Here is an 18,603-nt window from a genome sequence, read left to right on the forward strand (position 1 = left end):
AAAGCTCACAAATTGGGCAGTTAAAGAGTTCTGCTGTCTGATACAAGAGGATAAATTGAATTGATAGAACTCACCTTAATATGTAAATTGTGGCAACAAAGATAAGATAATTTTGCGAATACTCTAAGGATTTCGGCTATCTTTGCGCCAAACTAATAGATAGGTTTTATGAGAAGAACCATTTTTTTTGTATTTTTTATTTCCTTTGTTGTATCAAATCTCTTTGCACAGAATTGGGATATTAATACCTTACATCGGGTTAATGGCTGGGATAATAAATTTGTCCGTAATTACAATAAATTTATTTCCCGTTCGGAGCCTTATGTGGTCATTGGTGTCCCGGTAGCTATGGCTTTGACGGCATGGGCTAAAAAGGACAAGGACTTGTTGAAGGATGCCGTATATGTCGGAACAAGTGTGGCGGGTGCTTTTGTGGTGGCGTATGGTATGAAATATCTTGTCGACCGCGAACGTCCGTATGAACGCTATCCGGATAGGGTACATCCGTATAGCCATGAGAGCAGTCCTTCATTTCCCTCCGGGCATACCGCATCGGCTTTCGCACTTGCCACTTCTCTGTGCATAAAATATCCTAAGTGGTACGTAATAGCCCCTTCTGCCTTGTGGGCTTGTTCCGTCGGAGTGTCCCGTATGAATGAGGGTGTACATTATCCCTCGGATGTACTGGCAGGTGCGGCTATCGGTGCAGGCTGTGCGATTGTGAATATCTATGTAAACCGCTGGCTGAACCGCTGGTTGTTTGGAAAGTGATAAGGTTATAACCTTACCACTTTTTCATACGCTCCTTCATTTAGAACTTTCAGGGCTTGTAGTACGCTGCTGTCCGTAGTATTCATTATCTGGAAGTATTCATTCATATCCCACAGGTCGCGGGCTATCAACGCTTTTAGTTGCGTTTTGATGAGCGGCAGGGACTTCTGGTATTGCTTCTCGTCGAACTTAATCTTTTCTTGTTCCGCAAGAGTCTGCATGTTTGCTAATATCTCATCGCTGATTTCGAACTTATCGTTGAACGTTTCGAATTTCTTATATTTGCTTTGCAACTCTTTCCGATGGCTTTCTATAAATTTCATAGTTGTCTTGATAACGACACCTTTAGCAACGATATTCCGATGATAGTCTGTGTATTGGGTGGTATCTATCGGCACGAAGAAGTCGGGCATGATACCGCCACTGCCATAAATGGTGCGCGCTAATTTTTTTGTCTGGTACTTCAGGGAATCGGGGAAATGTATGCTGTCGGCATGCATTAATTCGCCATGATTAAAGCGGTCTATCAATTCCTGGTTGTATTTTTCCAGATTATTTTCCCCGCTAAGCGTGCCGTCCGGGTTGGCGGTCTTGTCATAAGGCTTCTGTATGCAACGGCCGGAAGGAGTATAGTAGCGGGCAATGGTCAGGCGTATCATAGAGCCGTCCGGCAGGTCGATAGGGCGTTGCACCAATCCTTTGCCGAAAGTGCGCCGGCCTACGACTACACCTCTATCCCAATCCTGAATGGCTCCGGTTACGATTTCACTGGCGGATGCGGAATATTCATCCACCAGAACGACGAGACGGCCGTCTTTAAACTTTCCGTTTCCTTTGGCATGGAAATTACTGCGGCGTGCGGCTCTGCCTTCCGTATAAACAATGAGGTCCTTTTGTTGCAGGAATTCATTGGCGAGGTCGATAGCGGCGTTCAGATAGCCACCGCCATTTCCTTGCAGGTCGAGTATCAGGTCTTTCATTCCTTTTTTCTGCAACTCCTTTAATGCTTTAAGAAACTCTTCGGCAGTGGTTGCCCCAAAGCGATTGATGCGGATATAACCTGTCCGGGGCTGTATCATATATGCGGCATCCAGACTGAGAATAGGTATTTTATCCCGTTTTACAGTGAAGAATAAGGGTTCATTCACTCCGCGGCGCACGATTGTCAGTTTGACTTCCGAGCCTTTCTCTCCGCGTAACCGGCTCATGATGTCTTCCGTGCTCATTTTAACTCCGGCAATGGCGGAGTCGTTAACGGCTATGATGCGGTCGCCGGCAAGAATGCCTACTTTCTCCGAGGGACCGTTGCTGACGGGCTGTACTACAAGCAGCGTATCTTCTATCATTTGGAACTGTACGCCGATACCTTCGAAGTTGCCTTGCAGGGGTTCGTTCATTTTCTTTACTTCTTCGGCATTGTTGTAGGTAGAGTGCGGATCAAGCTGCGCCAGCATCTTGATAATGGCCTCTTCCACCAGTCTGTTCTCATCCACGGAGTCCACGTAGAGGTTGGCTATGGCAAACTCTGCCATTTGCAACTTGCGGAGAGCTTCATTGCCCATTTTCTGAGCCTGCGCCGTTACGGCACATATACATACTATAATAGCAAAAATCTTCTTCATTATTCTTGTCACTAACTACCAATCATTTCATCTCATCACTCATTTCCATTCCTTCCGGAAGGAACATGCTTATATCCTTTCCGAATTGCAGCAGTTCGCGTACGGTAGTGGAACTTACGCAGGTCAGTTCCGGTTCCGTAAAGAGCAGAATGGTTTCAATTCCTGTCAGCTTGCGGTTTATATCGGCAATCGTTTCCTCGTACTCGAAATCCTTTACCGTGCGTATGCCGCGTATAATCAGACTGGCATCCACTTCTTTGGCGAAGTCAATGGTCAGACAGTCGTATGACTGTACCTTGATGCGCGGCTCGTCCCGGTAGTAATCCCGTATCATCTTTTCGCGCTTTTCAATAGGGAAATGCGTATTCTTATTCTCGTTGATACCTATTCCTATGACGATTTCGTCAATGAAAGTCAGCGCACGGCGCACTACCGAAGCATGGCCGATAGTGAACGGGTCGAATGTGCCCGGAAAGATTGCTCTTCTCATGATGCTAAATCTTCTTCTATAACCAGATTATCGATGATAAAGTTTTGCCGTTCCATAGTGTTTTTACCCATGTAGAACTCCAATAACTCTTTTACTAAGTCTGTTTTGCGTAAGGATACCTGTTCCAGACGCATGTCTTTGCCGATGAAATGTCTGAATTCATCCGGTGAAATCTCTCCCAGACCCTTGAACCGGGTGATTTCCGGATTCGGACCTAATTCCTCAATTGCTTTCACCCGTTCGTCCTCTGTGTAGCAATAGCTTGTTTTCTTCTTGTTGCGCACACGGAACAAGGGAGTCTGCAAGATGTATACATGCCCTTTCTTTATCAGATCGGGGAAGAACTGCAGGAAGAATGTGATGATAAGCAGACGGATGTGCATGCCGTCCACATCGGCATCGGTGGCAACAATCACTTTGTTATAGCGAAGCCCTTCGATACCGTCTTCGATGTTCAGCGCCGCCTGAAGTAAATTAAACTCTTCATTTTCATAGACTACTTTCTTTGTCAGGCCGTAGGAATTGAGGGGCTTACCGCGTAGGCTGAATACTGCTTGCGTGTTTACATCGCGGCTCTTGGTGATGGAGCCGCTGGCGGAATCACCCTCGGTAATGAAGATACACGATTCCGCTTCCTGGTCTTTGCCTTTACCGTCGCTCAGGTGGAAGCGGCAATCGCGTAACTTGCGGTTATGCAAATTAGCCTTTTTAGCCCGTTCGCGGGCCAGCTTGGTAACCCCGGCAATAGCCTTGCGCTCTTTCTCGGAGTCCTGTATCTTTTGCAGCATGACTTCGGACACTAACGGATTCTTGTGCAGGTAGTTGTCCACTTCCGTCTTGATGAAGTCGCCTACATATTTGTTTACGGTAGGGCCTTCGGGCCACATATTGTTAGAGCCTAACTTGGTCTTGGTCTGACTTTCGAACATCGGTTCTTCCACATCAATGGCAATGGCGGCTACCAGTCCGTTGCGGATGTCGGCATAATCCTGGTTCTTGTTATAGAACTCCTTGATGGTGCGGGCTATATGTTCCTTTAAGGCAGTCTGGTGCGTACCGCCCTGTGTGGTGTGCTGTCCGTTTACGAAAGAATAATATTCCTCTCCATACTGGTTGGTATGCGTAAAGGCTATTTCGATGTCTTCCCCTTTCAGGTGGACGATGTCATAAAGCCCCTCGCTGGTCATGTTGTCTTTCAGAAGGTCTTCCAGACCGTGGCGGGAGATAATCCGTTGCCCGTTGTAGATGAAAGTCAGCCCCGTATTGAGATAAGTATAGTTGCGTAGCAGTGTCTCTACAAACTGGTTCTGGAAGGAGTAATTGGTAAAGAGGGTGTTATCGGGTTCAAAGAAGATATACGTACCGTTTTCTTCCGTACTGTCCTCTGTCAGGTCGCTTTGCAGTACGCCTTTCTCGAAAATAGCCGTGCGTACTTTGCCGTCGCGGTAACTGCGTACCTCGAAACGGCTGCTGAGTGCATTGACTGCCTTGATGCCGACACCGTTCAGACCAACGCTCTTTTTGAATGCCTTGCTGTCGTATTTACCGCCGGTATTCAGTTTGCTGACTGCCTCTACCAGCTTTCCTTGCGGAATGCCTCGTCCGTAGTCGCGTACGCTTACGCGGAGATTTTCTTCTATGTTGACTTCGATTCGTTTGCCGGCACCCATCTTGAATTCATCGATACTGTTGTCCATTACCTCTTTCAGCAATACATAGATACCGTCATCATTTTGCGAACCGTCGCCAAGACGGCCTATGTACATGCCCGAACGGACACGGATATGCTCCATGTCGTCCAAATGGCGAATGTTATCTTCATTGTATTCAACCTCACTGCTGCCGGTATTTGTACCGGTTGTCTTTTCCTCATAACCGGCAGAACCTTCCAACGGCAACATCATATTATTATCTTCCATAGAAAACATCTTGTATTGTAAGCACTGATATTTCGCAAAGTTAATAAGAAAATCAATATAAAACACCCTATGTGAACAAATATATGCCCTGAAACTTTTTTCAGTTTACCGGGTATTTAATAAGGGAAGGCATAATTGAAAAGGAGTATAAGGTGATGTATCCTGCATACCGGTAGAATATGTGTTTGTGGAATTATTGTTATGTCCTGAGAGAAACTAAGAATTACACTTTGAAAAAGGATACTTTTTATCTACTGCTGTTAGTTTTTGAACCTTTTTCATTAATTAGTCCACATCCATATTGTATTGTATTACTACTTTTGTTGCGCTATTATATCAATAAATTGATGTGTTTAAATCTAATACATTGTTAATTAAATATACATGAGTCTAATAGTATGAAGTATTCTAACAGTACTTCTATGGTATTTGGGAAATAATATCGCATCGAACTAATATTTAAATAATATACTAATACTAAAAATAAAAACATTTATGAATCAAAAATTCCAGAGGACTTACTTGGTTGTTCTATTAAGTTTTATCTGCTTGTTTGCTTTTGCTCAAGGGAAACAGGTTTCTGGTATCGTGAAGGATACCTCAGGTGAGCCGGTGATTGGAGCCAATGTTATAGTAAAAGGTACTACAAACGGTACTATCACTGGCATTGACGGTGATTTTACATTGTCTAATATGAAGAAGTCAGATGTCATTGTCTTTACTTTTATCGGTTATAAAGCGGAAGAGGTAAAATATAACGGACAATCTTCTGTAAATGTGACACTGCAAGATGATACCGAATTGCTGGATGAGGTTGTGGTTATAGGTTACGGTACTGTTAACAAGCGTGATCTTACCGGTTCTGTAGCTTCTGTTAAGGCGGAGGATATTGCAGCAGTTCCAGTATCGAGCGCTGTAGAGGCCTTGACCGGAAAGTTGGCAGGTGTGAATATTACTACTACGGAGGGCTCGCCCGATGCGGAAATGAAGATACGTGTTCGTGGCGGTGGTTCGTTGTCGCAGGATAATTCACCTTTGTACATTGTGGATGGATTTCCTGTGTCGAGCATCAGCGATATCGCCCCTTCCGAGATTCAGAGCATCGATGTGTTGAAAGATGCCTCTTCTACCGCTATTTATGGTGCACGTGGCGCCAACGGAGTTATCATCATTACGACCAAAAGCGGTAAAGAGGGAAAAGTGCAGGTGGATTTTGGAGCTTCGTTCGGCGTGAAGCAGGTAACCCGCCTTACCAAAGTACTTGACTCTTATAATTATGTGGCTTATCAGAATGAGATAGATATGGGCAAACATGGTAATTACAGCGATATGGACATTTGGCGTTCGGTGGACGGATTCGATTATCAGGATGAGATGTTTGGACGAACCGGTAACCAACAGCAATATAATATCAATGTAAGTGGTGGTAGTAAGGAGTTGCAATACAGTGTCAGCTATGCGCATAACGAGGAGAAGAGCATCATGTTGAATTCCGGTTTTAAGAAGGACAACATTAATGCTAAAATTAAATCGGAGCTGAATAAATGGCTTTCTTTGGATTTTAATGCCCGTTTGAGCCATACCGCAGTAGAAGGCTTGGGTGGCGGTGCAGATACGAACGAATCGAATGCGGCTAATTCTACGGTAGCCAATTCGGTTATTTTCCGTCCGATAGATCCTTTGCAAACCAGTACGGATGACGAGGAGAACTCTACGGCAACTCAGAAGACCCCGTTGGAGCGTTTACTTGCCACAGAGAAAGAGCGCGGTACTTTTAATCAGAATTATAATGTCGGTATCAATTGGAAACCGTTTAAGGGTTGGACATTCCGTTCGGAGTTCGGCTATGGCTGGAAATATGATGATACGGAGCAATACTGGGGAGTGGATGCCGTTTCTAACTCAAAATACGGAAATAACGGTAAACCGCAGGCTTATCTGTTGCGTGAGAAGACCAATAGCTGGCGTAATGCCAATACGCTGACTTATGAAAACAAGGATTTGTTCGAGGGGCGTGATCGCCTGAATGTCCTCATCGGTCATGAAGTGAGCAGCAGTTTCAAGAAGTCCGTTGAGAATGTATCGGTTGCTTTTCCGAATACGATGAACATCTCGGAAATTAAAGCAAATATGGGTACGGGCACTGCACTTCCTACGCAGTCCACCCTCGGCGCAAAGGAAAACATGCTCTCTTTCTTCGGTCGTGCCAACTATACTTTGATGGACCGTTATTTACTGACCTTTACACTGCGTGGCGATGGTTCCAGTAAGTTTGGTAAAGGTAATCAATGGGGATTGTTTCCATCGGCTGCATTGGCATGGCGTATCTCGGATGAGACGTTCATGGAAAGCGTTAAAGACTGGCTCTCTTCGTTAAAACTCCGTTTGAGTTTTGGTACGGCAGGTAACAACCGCATTAATTCCGGATTGCTTAATACTACTTATTCCCTTTCGGGTAACGACGCCCGCTATCCGGCTTTTGGCGATGCCATGTCTTCCATGCTGGAACATGGTACGAATTTATATAATCCTGATTTGAAGTGGGAAACTACCGTAACCCGTAACCTTGGTATTGACTATGGCTTTTGGAATAATCGTATTTCCGGTTCTATTGACCTTTATTGGAACACTACCAAAGATTTGTTGATGAAAACGGAAATTCCGTCTACTACCGGATACAACTATCAGTACCGCAACTTCGGGCAGACTTCCAATAAGGGTGTGGAATTTTCGATGAGCGCCGTTCTGCTGGATACGAAGAAATACGGTTTGAACTTTACGTTCAATCTGGCATATAACCGCAATAAGATTGATAAACTGACTACGGATACTCCATGGCAGAGCAGCAACTGGGCGGGAAGTACGATTTCCAAGTACGAGGATTTCCGTGTAGAAGAAGGTGGCCGTTTAGGTGAAGTATGGGGATTCAAAACTAACGGATATTATACGGTGTACGATCCTGTTTCCAATCCCAATGGTGATTTGATTTGGGGTGACGGTGAATGGACATTGCGTGACGGACTGAAAGATAATAGTCAGACCATTACCGGCGGTGCTTACTCTCCGGGAGGATTGAAACTCCAGTGCGATGAAAACGGTAACCCCATCAAACAACGGTTAGGTAATACTGTGGCTCCTCTGACAGGTGGCTTTGGCTTTAATGGTAATGTCGGTAATTTCGATTTCAATCTGTTCTTCAACTACTCGTTGGGAAATGTAATTATCAATGGTACAAAGTTGGCTTCTTCGTTCCGTTCCGGCTCGAGGACAGGTTATAATTTGAATAACGACTTTGCGTTGGGCAACCGTTATACATGGATTGACCCGGAAACAGGTTTGAATCTTGCCAGCAGCAGTAGCGCTGTACTCGAAACGTACGGTTCTATGACTGAGGCCGGACTGCGTTTGAATCAACTCAATCGTAACGCTTCAATCTTCCATCCGGCTGCGGTTACGACCATGCAGTTGATTGATTATGCTGTGGAAGATGCTTCTTTCTTACGTATCAACAATATTACTGTGGGTTATACACTCCCCAAAACTTGGGTGAAGAAAGCGTTCCTGCAGAATGTGCGTATATATCTGACCGGATATAATTTGTTCTGCTGGACCAACTATACCGGTGCAGACCCTGAGGTCGATACCAGCAGTAAGCGCAATGCGTTGACACCGGGTGTCGATTATGCGGCTTATCCGAAAAGCCGTTCGTTTGTCGGTGGTATCAATATTACGTTCTAACTCTAAATATATAAATGTATATGAAAGCAATCTATAAAACCTTGATATTGTCGGCGGGAGTCATTTATTTTACTTCTTGCTCCGATTTCCTTGACCAAAGTTCACCGTCAGAAATGAATGATGAAACGGTGTTTAATAATACGTATTATACTAATCTCGCTTTGAATAAGGTGTATGGCGATTTGACACAGGACCAGACCTATTCGAGCTTTCTCCCTATTGTTTGCGGACTGAATACGGACTGCGAATTGGTGGATGGTTTAGGGGTGGATGCAAGCAATACGTCGAATGAGCGTGGATGTATGAACTATAATTGCAGTCCCGGTTGGTCGAGACTGGCAAATGTGTGGGATGCCATGTATAAGCTGATAGAGAATACCAATTTGGTGATTGAAGGCATAGAGGCAAGTCCTTTGCTGAATCCCTCGGAAGATACGAGCGAAGCGCGGGCTCTTAAGAAAACAATGTTGTGCTATCGTGCTGAGGCGAAAACATTGCGTGCAATGGTTTATCTCGATTTGATACGTTTGTTCGGTGATATTCCTTTTAAGATGGAGCGTTCTCAGTCGGATTTGAGCAATGCTTATCTTGGCAAGACAGACCGTGATGAGATTATGGACTCGTTGATTACAGATTTGGAAGAGATTATCCCGGACCTTCCGTGGGCAGGTGAGGACGGATATACTACGGAACACGTTACACGCGGATATGCTCACGGATTATTGGCCAATATCGCGCTGACACGTGCCGGCTTTGCTATCCGGGAGAAGGCGAAAGAGGGGTATATTGAAGGAGAGAACAGCGATCCTGTCTATCCGACCCAACGTTGTGACGACGAGACGCGTGTCAAAATGTATAAGTTGGCGGAGCAACATTTGGCTGCTGTCATCAACTCCATGAAGCACTCCCTGACCACTTCGGTAGAGGAGTATTGGCGACAAATGAATGTGTGTGAGTTGCAGACCGTACAACCGGAAAACTTGTTTGAAATCCCGATGATGCTGAATAAAAGCGGTGAGTTAGGGTATACGGTAGGTTTCCGTGTAAGCGGAGCAAGCAGCTACTTCGGGCTGAAAGGTAATTCTTCCGGTAAGTTGAAATTGACAGCTCCTTATTTCTGGTCGTTTGACCACAGTGGGAAAGATACGCGGCGTAATATTACCTGCGCACTGTCGGAGTTTTCTACGGATAAAGATACGAAGGTGTTTCGTGAAACCCTTTCCGGTAACAAACCGTTCTCTATTTACTGCGGCAAGTGGGATTACCGCATGATGGCGGGTAATACGTTATGGCTGGAAGCCGTACGTGCGGGAGATGCGTCCGCCAAGATTTGTTCGGGTATCAATGTGGTGAAGATGCGTTATCCGCATGTTTTACTTATGTATGCAGAGGCGGTTTATGAAAATTACAAGACGGAATCGGCTCAAGGGGTGGATATGGATGGAAATGTATGTGTGATGACTGCTAAAGATGCTCTGTTGGCTGTTCATAAGCGGGCTTATGCCGATGCGGATAAGGCTGTCGGAGAAGCTTTCATTGAGAAGGTTATTGCCGATAAAGGTTTCATGGGTGCCATTATGGACGAGAATGCATGGGAGCTTGCCGGTGAAGGTGTACGTAAATTCGACTTGATTCGTTGGAACGAACTCAGTAACAAAATCGATGAGTTCAAAGAGGCTTATAAGGAATGTGTAAATCTTGCCGACCAGGCGGGGGGCTATCCTTCAAAGGTATATTACAAGTACAAAACCACTGCTGTATATGCCGACCAGGAGATAGACCTGAATAGTATTAATTGGTATGAAAAACCGTCGAGTACAAGCGGCTTCGAGAGTAAGGATTTCTGGGGTAAGGAATTGAATGACAGTAAGGGACAGGAACAGTTGACGATTAACCTGCCGAGCATTTCATCCGGTTTGAACAAGGAGGTGAAGAACCGCTATTTATTGCCCATCGCTTCTACTACCATTTCTACATCGAATGGAAATTTGTATAACTCTTATGGCTACGCCAACTAATTTGCAGAACCTATAACAATGAGAAACATTATGAGAGATTTTAGATATATTATCGGTTTGGGAGCATTGCTGCTCTCGGCCGTTCTTAGTACGAGTTCTTGTACCGACGGTAATGATTGGGAGGCGGATTCGGCTTATGCTCGTCTTTTCGGTACGAAGACGTCCAGTTTCACGGTTACTCCCGCGGAAGATATTGCGCAGGCTGAAGTTTCTTGGCAAGGTACTCCGGAAACGAAAAATTATATTATAGAAATCAGTACTGCTCTTTTGACGGACGCAGTGGAGCTGGGAACCTCTGAGGGGAGTATTGTTTTCGGTAATGGGGATGAGCAGATAACGAAGACTGCTTATACGCTAAAGGAATTGATCCCGAATACGGAATATTATGCACGTATCAAGTCGGTGAACGGAGATAAAGAGTCCGATTGGGTTTATCTGGAAGATGGGACTTTTAAGACTTGTAAAGAAGAACAAGTATTAGCGACTCCTTCCACCGATAACGGTGACATTGAAGAAAAATCCATCCGTATCTCTTGGCAACCTTGCAAAGTTGACCGTATCCGCATTTATACGGAAGACGCTTCTTATGATGAAACTATTGAACTTTCGGAAGCTGATATAGCGTTTGGTTCGTGTATTATTTCCGGTCTTACCCAGGGAACACGCTATACGGTTGAAATCTATAATGGAGAGACAATGCGCGGAAGCATTGAAGTAATGACCGGTGAAGGCGAGATGTTGCCGATTACAATCGGTAATGTCCAAACAAACGGCGCTACTCTTGAATGGAATTATGTTGGTAATGTCAGAGCCAATGCATATACTCTGGTGGAAGGTACGGAATATTCTACTGCCAATCCGGTTTCCTTTGATGGTAACAGCGGTCTTATGCTGAATAATCTCAATGATTATACTACTTATACATTTGCTTTGCTGAACGGTACGGCTGTGATGGGATATAAGACATTTACAACAAAACGCGCTATTCCTGCCGGATACGTGGTGATTGAGATAGGTTCAGAGGATGACTTTATCACTGAAGTAACAAAGAGTATCAATCGGAATACGGTATTTAAACTGGCTTCCAATGCTGATTTTACATTGAAAAAAATGAAGAATAATGGCAGCGAGGTGGATGACATAAAGATACCGAGTACTTCCGGTATAAATGTAATTGTTTGGGGTGAGGAAAGTGATGATAGTAAAGCTGTGTTGAGGTTGGCCAGTGCATTGGGAATCAAGGGAAGTTTCCATACGATAGAGTTCTTTAATTTGGAGATTACTACTACTGTCGAGAACGCCAATGGTCGTATATTTAATATTCAGGATGATTCTAACACATTCACGGAAATGAAGATAGAAGCCTGTGATATTTTAGACGGACAAGTCTTGTTTAGAGTGAAACATGGAGAAGGTAAGCCTAGCTTAGGTATACTGACAATTAGTAATTGTATAGTCGGCAATTTTACAAAGGATGGAAGCTTGCTTAATTTGACGGAGGATAAGAGTGGTACATTGACGAATATCAATATTAAGAATTCTACTATTTTTAATATGGCAGGTAACGTTATTCGCTCAAAAATAGTTCCCCGTACATTTAATATTGAAGGATGTACTTTTTATGAAGCTCCGAATAGTGATGGTAAGGCGTTTACAAATGATGAGAAATTAGGTTCTACGTTGAAGGTTACCAATACATTGTTTGGTGGTAAGATTGCCGCAGATTCGGGATTTAGGGATGGCAATGCAGTAATAGCCGAGAATGTTTATTCCGCCAGTGATTTTACTTACGGTAAAAATGGGTGGCCTGCTTCTTCCACAGTTATGAACATTGATAAAACCAGTGCGGAGCTATTCCCGAATGCAGCGACTGGAGACTTTACCGTAGCTCCGAAAGATTATAAGAAATTCGGTGACCCGCGTTGGAATAATTAAAATCAGAATCAAATAATAAAGATAAAATTATGAAAATAAAATATTTGTTGAGTTGCAGCCTTTTGGCGGGAAGTGCATTGTTTGCGTCATGTACTTCCATTGAGCCCCAATTGGATAATGATTATAAGCCTCTCCTTCCGGAAGAAATTCCGGAAGGTACCATTACCCAATTGAATTACGGTGAGTTACGTGCTTTTCCTGGAGCTGAAGGACATGGACGTGACGTTACAGGCGGACGTGGTGGTAAAGTCTACCATGTAACGTCATTGGAAGACGGCGGTGACGGTGACCAGGGTACATTCCGCTGGGCGGTCCGCCAAAGTGGTGCGCGTACTATCGTGTTCGATGTAGCGGGTACTATCCACTTGAAAAAAGCGTTGAAGATAGAAGCTGATAACATAACCATTGCCGGGCAGACCTCACCGGGTGGAGTCTGTATCGCGGATCAAGCCTTTACCATTGCCGCTAATAATGTTATTATACGCTTCATGCGTTTCCGTCCGGGTAATCCGGCAGATGATGTGGACGGTCTTGGCGGTATGGATAGAAAGAACATCATCGTAGACCACTGTTCTGTAAGCTGGAGTTCGGATGAGACTCTTTCGGTTTACGGCATGGAGAACTCTACCGTACAGTGGTGCATTGCTTCGCAGGCTCTTTACTTCACACAGGCAAAAGATGGTAAAGCGCATGGCTTTGCCGGTAACTGGGGTGGGCACAATGCTACTTATCACCATAATCTGATAGCACACTGTGACAGTCGTACACCGCGTCTTGGCCCTCGTCCCTCTACTTTGGAATTGGGCGAACAGGTTGATATACGTAACAATGTTTTCTACAACTGGGGTGGCGAAGGATGTTACGGTGGTGAAACACAGCATGCTAATCTGGTGAACAATTATTATAAGCCGGGACCTACCACCGACTTGTTAAGAGACAGAAGATGTTATCGTATCGCACGCATTGGCATTTACGGTCAGAATTATGATAACGGTGAGGGATTCGAGCCTTTTAAAGGAATATGGGGACGATTCTATATTGACGGCAATTATATGTTCGGCAATGCGGATGTGACTGCTGATAACTGGACAGACGGTGTTTATGCACAACAGGAAGACAATGCCGGTAATGATTATACTTGGGAATCCGAGGGTAAATCGGTCATCAATAACGGCAGTCAGGTAGTAGATGTTAAAGGAGTTACCACCCATACGGCTGAGGCAGCCTACGATCAGGTATTGAAGTATGTAGGTGCTTGCAACTATCGGGACAATTATGACAAATTCATCATGGATGAAGTAGCTGAGCGTAAGGCAACGTGCAATATTCAAGGAAATAACCATAAGTTGGGTTATATTAACCATCCGAGTGAGCTGGTAGGTATTGTAGAAGGAGTGGATGAAAATGGCTATCCCGTATTGGTGCAGGTGGCGGATAACGACCTGACCGATACCGACGGTGACGGTATTCCCGATTATTGGGAAACGCAGTACGGATTGAACAAGGATTATGCTGCCGATGGCAATTTAAAGACTGTTGATGAAAATGGTGAATATACCAATCTGGAAATGTATCTGAACAGTTTGGTACAAGACATTATGGATAAGTGTCGCGAGGGTGGCACGGTAGTCGAGTAATGGTTGTACCGGATGAATAACATGGAATATTTATTAATATCAAAATAACGGATAGTACTATGAAACTTTTTAAACTATTTACTTTAATGGCGGCCGGAACAATGATTACGGCTTGCAATAACGAGATTGAGAATCTTTCCCGAAATGCGGATAACCGAGTGATGTCTTTGCAGACAGCCGAGAAAGCGTATACACGTTTCAATGATGTGACTAATACATGGGAAGGTACTGATAAAATAGGTGTGTATATGTATGGTGCGGGTGCCGGGAATACTGATATTCTGAATGGTGCCGAGAACGTCTTGTTTACTACACAGGGCGGAGAAAGTCCTGTGAATTTTACTTCAGAGACCGGTATCCAGATTGCGGGTGAGAATGCCAAGTTTACAGCTTATTATCCGCAAAATGGAGATATTACCGGCGGTATTTATAAAGTTGCATTGGGAAATCAGGCAGAAGGCTATGCTGCTCACGATTTAATGTGGGCTGTGAATGATAATGTAAGTAGTGAGGATGCCAAGAGTTTGTCTATGACGTTCAAGCATCAGTTGGCAAAACTTGCCATTGAGATTACTTCTAATAGTGGTGAGACTGTACAGAGCGTATCTATTCAGGGAATATCTATAAGTGCCGATTTTAATATCGCTACCGGTGAGTTTTCTAATGAAGCAAAAGGTTATATTACTCCCTGCAAGACTGCCGACAATAAATATAGTGCATTGGTTTTACCTACTAACCCGGCTACAGCACTCAGTATGATTATTACTACTGATGCAGCAGAGGATAATACGTATGAGTATACTTTCAATTCCGGTACTATTTCTGAATTGAAGTCAGGTTACATATACACTATCAAAATCGGTTTAGGCGAATCCGTATTGGGCAGTGTAGACCAGATAGAAGGCGGTAACTCTCCGTATGAACCGGGTGGTGATGTGGACGGTAATGCTGAAGCAGTGACACCGGAAATACCCGGATATATGGTTGTAGAGGCACCTGCTGATGATGCGGATGCATTGGCCAGTTGCCTTGATGGAAAACGAGGTGCTATTGCCTTGAAGTTTGTTGCTGGAAATACTTATAAGGCAGATATGATTACTGTACCTGCAGGAATTACGGATTTGTTATTGATTGGAAAAGAGGGACAGGCAAAGGTTACGATGAAAGGGTTGGACTTTGAGTCCGCAACATTGGAAAAACTGACAATGCAGAACCTGGAAATAGCCGGTGATGCGAATGCTAGATTTTGTAATAAACAGTTAGCTACTGGCGCAGTTATAACCGTTTCTGGTTGTTATATTCATGATGTAAAAGCTCTTTATGGGGAAGGCGCAGAGATTGGTGGACAAAATATTGTATCATCTATGACTATTAATGATTGCATGATATATAATTCTGCTACAATATTAGATAAAGGTACTTGTGAATCTGTCATACTTACCAATTCAACATTATATAACTTTAACGGACAAGCGTTCCATGCTTATAAAGGTGACAGTGATTTAGCTGAAATAACAACCTTCGAAATTGAAAATTGTACATTAGTGGATATGGGAGATGCAACAATTTTCCAGAATACAGGTGGAAAGGCGGGAGCTCTTTTCTTGACTTTCAAGAATACAATCGTATTGGCTACATGTAAGAATATTAATTGGAATGTGAAACAAAATTCAGAAACAATCTTTGAAAATAATTATGCAGTTTCGGATGGAGCTTGTACCAGTTCGTTAAAATCATATGATGATGGTGAGTATATAATGGATGTAACTAATACAAGAATAATGCTTTTCCCGAATGAAAGTAACAGTACTGTTCTAGGTGGAAAAGATTTTTCAACTTCTGTAGATGCAGGTGACCCGCGTTGGAAGAAATAACTAAAATCAACAAGCAGTTATTGATATGAAATTTACATCTTATATATACACTCTTTTAGGTGTTCTTTGCCTTTATGCATGTTCTGATGAAGACAACAACGGAGTAGCTTCATCGGACAGCAACGGCGTGGTGTTCTCCGCTAATATCGGAGAATACCAAACCCGTATCGCGACCGATGGCGGAAGTTGGGCTAAGGGAGACCGTATAGGCACTTATATGTACGCTGCAGGGACGGAGAATTTGATGACATTCTCCAATAATGTTCCGTACACCTGCCAGAATGAGGAGCAACTTGCCACCTTTAAAGCCGATAAACCTTTGATGTTTCCTGCGGATGGGCAGGAAGTTTCTTTCAAAGCATATTATCCTTATGTAGAAAACATCAATGAATATCTTTATCCGTTGGTGTTGGATAATCAGCAACAGGGTACCGCTCCTTATGATTTAATGTATGCCGTATCGGACGGTACACACGCTCGTACCCGCGAAGAGTCTTCTTCGATGGTGCCGCTTAACTTTTCCCATTGTTTGGCGAAGGTTATTTTGAAGTTGACCGATAAAGAGGAAAAACCGCTGCAAGCGGATGGAGAACCGATATTTCAGGGTATGAAAACACATGTGACATTAAACCTGAAGAGTGGAAATCTTTCTGCGCAAACAGCTACCGCACCTATTCAGGCTTTTCTGAATACAGATGAAAACAGTATCGAAGCGATTGTCTTTCCCGGCGAGCTGACTGATAACTGTGTGGCAGAATTCTCGATTGACGGCAAAGCTTATAGCTGGATGTTCAAAGATAATACTGCCGGATTGACTTCTCTGGAGGCAGGGTATAAGTATGTCTTTTCTTTGAAAATTCTTACTGAATCGGGTACAATAGACGGTGCGGCGGATGTGGAACAGAGCGGCAGTTCTTCCACTCCGTGGCAGAATGAGACGACTACCGGAATAGCCACAGCTTCCCAATACAAACTTTATCCCTGCGATAAGGGAGCTTTTGCCGATACTGAGCTGAAAATTACGTTTACAGGAGAAACGCCTCGGTTAGGAACAAGCGGTTCTATCCGTATTTATCGGGCGGATAACCTTGCGGAACCGATAGATGAAATCCGCATGGATGAACGTCAGGAGTCTATTTCGGAAAATGGTGGTACTAAGTTTAATACTTGGATGGATGTTATCGGTTCGAGCGATCGTAAACTGATTGTGAACTACCATGCTGTAAAAGTGGATGGCAATGAGGTCATTATTAAACCTCACAGTCGTAAATTGGATTTCGATACCGACTATTTTGTACTTGTAGACAAGGAAGCGATACAGCATGATGGTTTCAAAGGTATCACTACTTCCAAATGGTTTTTCACTACCCGTCCGGAACCGGAAGTGAAAACTACGGTCAGTGTAAGTCATACGGATGCGAATGCGGACTTTTATACTTTGCAAGGTGCCGTGGATTTCTTTACAAGAAATGCGGTAGAAGGTGAAAAGACCATTATGCTGGATGAAGGAAAGTTTGAAGAAATTGTCAATATCCGTAATTTGAGCAACCTTACCGTTAAGGGAGCCGGAGCGGATAAGACCGAGATACAGTCGGACAATAACAACAACTGGAATCCGGGTATCAAAGACGGTTGCGACAGCGGCCTTGCCGATGCTCTGAAACCGGGAATGGATATTCCCTATGTCGACGGACGTAATCAGGGCGGCGGAAGAGCCGGTGTATTGATAGCCGGAAAAGCGGATAAAATTCGTTTTGAGGATGTCAGTATGCGTTGCTTGTATCCAACGAAGACACAAGCGGAAGTGTTGTGCATTCGTAACAAGAGCGATAATGCCACGGCATTTGTACACTGCAGATTTTATAGTCAGCAGGATACATTATTGCCGGGTGGCGGTTATAACTGGTTTTATGATTGCTATGTAGAGGGTGATACCGATTTTATTTGGGGAGGAAACTCCGCATGCCTGTTTGAAAGCTGCAAAGTCGAAATGATAACCTCCGGTGGGCGTGGCTTCAATGCGCGTGTTAAGGCAAATAATATCGGTTATGTATTTTCAGATTGTATTTTGACCGTTGCAGAGGGAGTGACAAAGTGCCGTTTGTTGGAAGGATCTGATGGCACCGGAATGGTTGATAATATAACATTTGTCAATACTACGATTGATAAGGAGTTTTTCAGCGGCGGTATTAATTCTGAGGATAAGTCGATGGTTCCTATTGCAGGTTATGATGATAATATTATTCGTTATAACAAGAATAAAGATGAGATTGGAGAACTCGGTGAAGACACCGGCATCAAAGACGGTTGTAAAATGTATAACTGTACGTATGATGATGGGAAGCCTGTACAGGAAAGTGGTGTTTATGGAACAGATAGAATACATACGCTTACCTCTGAAGAGTACAATCAATACTTTAAAGACCGCTCTACCGTTTTAGGTGGTTACGCAGACACAACATGGTTCACTGAATAGTTGCCGACACTTGTTCCTACTCTCTTCCCTGCAGTGATTTATTATTATAAGAAGGTGTGTCGTAATGCACGATGCACCTTCTTTCTTGTTTATCACTATATAAATCGGTTTATTTTCTTCAAG

Annotated in this window: 10 protein-coding genes; 7 read left to right on the plus strand and 3 right to left on the minus strand. The window is 43.8% G+C overall.

Translation table 11 applies throughout. The annotated features are described in order from the left end of the window. Positions 1-168: 168 nt before the first annotated feature. Positions 169-771, plus strand: coding sequence for a phosphatase PAP2 family protein (locus tag AB5903_RS19355; RefSeq protein WP_272709729.1), 603 nt, complete (start codon positions 169-171; stop codon positions 769-771). A 5-nt stretch (positions 772-776) separates the two neighbouring features. Here AB5903_RS19355 and AB5903_RS19360 read toward each other — a convergent pair whose 3' ends face one another. The 3 genes from AB5903_RS19360 to AB5903_RS19370 are packed head-to-tail and all read right to left on the minus strand — an operon-like array spanning position 777 to position 4,802. After that, positions 777-2,393, minus strand: a complete 1,617-nt coding sequence (locus AB5903_RS19360) for a S41 family peptidase (RefSeq protein ID WP_272709730.1) — start codon at positions 2,391-2,393, stop codon at positions 777-779. A 22-nt stretch (positions 2,394-2,415) separates the two neighbouring features. Continuing rightward, positions 2,416-2,883, minus strand: a complete 468-nt coding sequence (coaD, locus tag AB5903_RS19365; RefSeq protein ID WP_005655597.1) for a pantetheine-phosphate adenylyltransferase — start codon at positions 2,881-2,883, stop codon at positions 2,416-2,418. Then, positions 2,880-4,802: a DNA topoisomerase IV subunit B gene (locus AB5903_RS19370; RefSeq protein ID WP_034535857.1), complete on the minus strand. Its 1,923-nt coding sequence runs from the start codon at positions 4,800-4,802 to the stop codon at positions 2,880-2,882. The genes coaD and AB5903_RS19370 overlap by 4 nt, the downstream gene beginning before the upstream one ends. Before the next feature lie 495 nt (positions 4,803-5,297). Here AB5903_RS19370 and AB5903_RS19375 point away from each other — a divergent pair, with 495 nt between their 5' ends. The 6 genes from AB5903_RS19375 to AB5903_RS19400 are packed head-to-tail and all read left to right on the plus strand — an operon-like array spanning position 5,298 to position 18,480. Then, entirely contained in the window at positions 5,298-8,540 is a 3,243-nt protein-coding gene (locus AB5903_RS19375) for a TonB-dependent receptor (RefSeq protein ID WP_117904418.1), read from the plus strand. 20 nt (positions 8,541-8,560) lie between these two features. Beyond that, positions 8,561-10,558, plus strand: coding sequence for a RagB/SusD family nutrient uptake outer membrane protein (locus tag AB5903_RS19380; RefSeq protein WP_368118118.1), 1,998 nt, complete (start codon positions 8,561-8,563; stop codon positions 10,556-10,558). Positions 10,559-10,588: 30 nt separating this feature from the next. Next, positions 10,589-12,493 carry a DUF5123 domain-containing protein gene (locus AB5903_RS19385; protein WP_368118119.1) on the plus strand — a complete coding sequence of 635 codons (1,905 nt, stop codon included), beginning with the start codon at positions 10,589-10,591 and terminating at the stop codon, positions 12,491-12,493. A gap of 29 nt (positions 12,494-12,522) precedes the next feature. After that, entirely contained in the window at positions 12,523-14,130 is a 1,608-nt protein-coding gene (locus AB5903_RS19390) for a polysaccharide lyase family 1 protein (RefSeq protein ID WP_368118120.1), read from the plus strand. Positions 14,131-14,189: 59 nt separating this feature from the next. Beyond that, complete coding sequence (locus AB5903_RS19395; protein WP_117904424.1) at positions 14,190-16,004, plus strand: fimbrillin family protein; 1,815 nt, start codon at positions 14,190-14,192, stop codon at positions 16,002-16,004. A 25-nt stretch (positions 16,005-16,029) separates the two neighbouring features. After that, positions 16,030-18,480, plus strand: coding sequence for a pectinesterase family protein (locus AB5903_RS19400; protein WP_368118121.1), 2,451 nt, complete (start codon positions 16,030-16,032; stop codon positions 18,478-18,480). The last annotated feature ends 123 nt before the right edge of the window (positions 18,481-18,603 follow it).

Origin of the sequence: Bacteroides sp. 2201st1_D9_2201SCRN_220225 (assembly GCF_040928965.1) — a bacterium.
GTDB classification, from domain to species: domain Bacteria; phylum Bacteroidota; class Bacteroidia; order Bacteroidales; family Bacteroidaceae; genus Bacteroides; species Bacteroides stercoris.

What these genes read in the sequence shown, in the direction of transcription:
- coaD (WP_005655597.1), bottom strand. Translation starts at nt 2,883, where the DNA reads ATGAGAAGAGCAATCTTTCCGGGCACATTCGACCCGTTCACTATCGGC.
- AB5903_RS19375 (WP_117904418.1), top strand. Translation starts at nt 5,298, where the DNA reads ATGAATCAAAAATTCCAGAGGACTTACTTGGTTGTTCTATTAAGTTTT.
- AB5903_RS19370 (WP_034535857.1), bottom strand. Translation starts at nt 4,802, where the DNA reads ATGGAAGATAATAATATGATGTTGCCGTTGGAAGGTTCTGCCGGTTAT.
- AB5903_RS19400 (WP_368118121.1), top strand. Translation starts at nt 16,030, where the DNA reads ATGAAATTTACATCTTATATATACACTCTTTTAGGTGTTCTTTGCCTT.
- AB5903_RS19360 (WP_272709730.1), bottom strand. Translation starts at nt 2,393, where the DNA reads ATGAAGAAGATTTTTGCTATTATAGTATGTATATGTGCCGTAACGGCG.
- AB5903_RS19395 (WP_117904424.1), top strand. Translation starts at nt 14,190, where the DNA reads ATGAAACTTTTTAAACTATTTACTTTAATGGCGGCCGGAACAATGATT.
- AB5903_RS19390 (WP_368118120.1), top strand. Translation starts at nt 12,523, where the DNA reads ATGAAAATAAAATATTTGTTGAGTTGCAGCCTTTTGGCGGGAAGTGCA.
- AB5903_RS19380 (WP_368118118.1), top strand. Translation starts at nt 8,561, where the DNA reads ATGAAAGCAATCTATAAAACCTTGATATTGTCGGCGGGAGTCATTTAT.
- AB5903_RS19385 (WP_368118119.1), top strand. Translation starts at nt 10,589, where the DNA reads ATGAGAGATTTTAGATATATTATCGGTTTGGGAGCATTGCTGCTCTCG.
- AB5903_RS19355 (WP_272709729.1), top strand. Translation starts at nt 169, where the DNA reads ATGAGAAGAACCATTTTTTTTGTATTTTTTATTTCCTTTGTTGTATCA.